The sequence below is a fragment of the Pseudomonas sp. PF05 genome (assembly GCF_056521845.1).
Map to the genome: position 1 here is coordinate 1 of NZ_JBWLPW010000080.1, position 567 is coordinate 567.

A 567-nucleotide genomic window follows, 5' to 3' on the forward strand; every position below is an offset into this window, starting at 1 on the left:
GTCTTGGACTGGTCGATCAGGTAGGTCGAGGCCCAGCCACCTTCCATCTGGCGCATTTCACGGCGCAGCACTTCGTCTTCGGACTTGGTGTTGCCACGGAAGTTGATGCGGTTGACGTAGGCGCGCTTGCCTGGGTCGACGGCGAAGGTGATGTCGACGGTATGGTCTTCATCGTGCGGCTGTGGCACGCCGTTGACGTTGGCGAAGGTGTAGCCCTCGTTACCCAGGCGACGGGTGATCAGCTCGGACGTGGTGGTCATCAGCTTGCGCGAGAACACCTGGCCCTTCTGCACCAGCAGCAGCGACTTGACCTGGTCTTCAGGCACTTTCAGGTCACCGCTGAGCTTGACGTCACCGACGGTGTATTTCTCGCCTTCGTTGACGTTGACGGTGATGTAGACGTGCTTCTTGTCCGGGGTGATGGACACCTGGGTCGAGGCGATGTCCATGTTGATGTAGCCACGGTCCAGGTAGTAGGAACGCAGGCGCTCCAGGTCACCGGAGAGTTTTTCACGGGCGTACTTGTCGTCGTTCTTGAAGAACGACAGCCAGTTGGTGGTCTTGAGC

At 59.1% G+C, this 567-nt stretch carries 1 protein-coding gene; it reads right to left on the reverse strand.

Translation table 11 applies throughout. The features are described 5' to 3' along the window. On the reverse strand, positions 1–567 hold a 567-nt coding region (locus AC09SL_RS29510; RefSeq protein WP_479572012.1), incomplete at both ends, for a POTRA domain-containing protein.